1 protein-coding gene is annotated in these 1,129 nt (G+C 35.7%); it reads left to right on the top strand.

Annotated features, from left to right (window positions below; translation table 11 throughout):
- Positions 1-99 precede the first annotated feature (99 nt).
- The gene (locus JCM1039_RS12100) at positions 100-1,050 is read left to right on the top strand and encodes an SLAP domain-containing protein (RefSeq protein WP_025015624.1); all 951 of its coding nucleotides are present in this window, start codon (positions 100-102) and stop codon (positions 1,048-1,050) included.
- Positions 1,051-1,129 lie beyond the last annotated feature (79 nt).

The following is a 1,129-nucleotide window of genomic DNA, read 5'->3' as shown; positions in this document are numbered from 1 at the left end:
TTACATTTTGATTTTCGTATAACTAACATGTAAGTGCTAGATGGTATAATTAGATAAAAGTTATCAGAGATTAATTCATCTTAGAAAGGACCAAATCTCATGAAGAAAATTAAAGTTATCGGCGTTGCTGCCGCAGCTTTACTTGCCGTATCTCCATTACTCGCAAGTTCAACTGTCAGCGCAGCAGTTAATTATAATGGCACTTCATATAATGATAATGCAACTGTTAATGTTGGTAACGCATCATTTGCTCACGTTGCCCTAAATGGGCAAGTTGATGTTGATGCTATTCAAAGAGTCTTTGCTACTCCTAACTCATCAGTTTCAGTTAACCTTTCATATATTCAAACTCAAATTGCAGGAACTTACCCAGTTCCAATTACTGTAACTAATGATAGTAATAATTCTTCTACTACAGTAACTATCAACGTAACTGTTGGTGATTCTAATAGTGTTCAATCTATCCAAGGTGATACTGACAGTAATGCTGGTGTTTACCAAATCAATGGCAACAAAGTCGAAGATTCAGGTATTACTCTTCCAGTAGGTACTCCAGTTTCAACTTACGGTACTGTTGAAATCGACGGTACTTCATACACTAGATTAAACAGTTCAAACTCAAACTTAGTTGTTAAGACTGGTTGGTTCACTGGTGCTTACAAGGGCGACGATGATGCAACTAAGACTACTGTCTTCACTATGCACAAAGCACTTATGTATGACAAGAGCGGTAACAAGACTGGCAAAGCATTCAGACAATTCCGTAACATTGATGTTTACTCAAACAAAGTAACCATCAATGGCACCCAATATTACAGAATTTATAATACTTTCTATTACGTAAAGGCTGCAAACATTGATGGTACTAAGCGTATGCTTAAGAAGAATTCATACATCTATCAAACTGGTAGCAAACGTGCTAACAAGAAAGTCCTTAAGAAGGGTTCAACTGTTACAACTTACGGTTCATCCTTCAAGTTTGCTAACGGCAAGCGCTACTACAGAGTTGGTAAAGGTAAGCAATATGTACCTGTTTCAAACTTTCAATAATAATTATTAATATAAATTAAATAAGACTCCGAATTAAATGGTCCGGAGTCTTATTTTTGTGTTCTTTTATTCTAAGTAT

It is taken from the genome of Lactobacillus kitasatonis DSM 16761 = JCM 1039, from assembly GCF_000615285.1.
Classification (GTDB): Bacteria; Bacillota; Bacilli; order Lactobacillales; family Lactobacillaceae; genus Lactobacillus; species Lactobacillus kitasatonis.
This window is presented reverse-complemented; position numbering and strand designations above follow the sequence as displayed.

Bases quoted from the DNA above. Each gene is read 5' to 3' on its own strand.
- JCM1039_RS12100 (WP_025015624.1), top strand. From the start codon at position 100: ATGAAGAAAATTAAAGTTATCGGCGTTGCTGCCGCAGCTTTACTTGCC.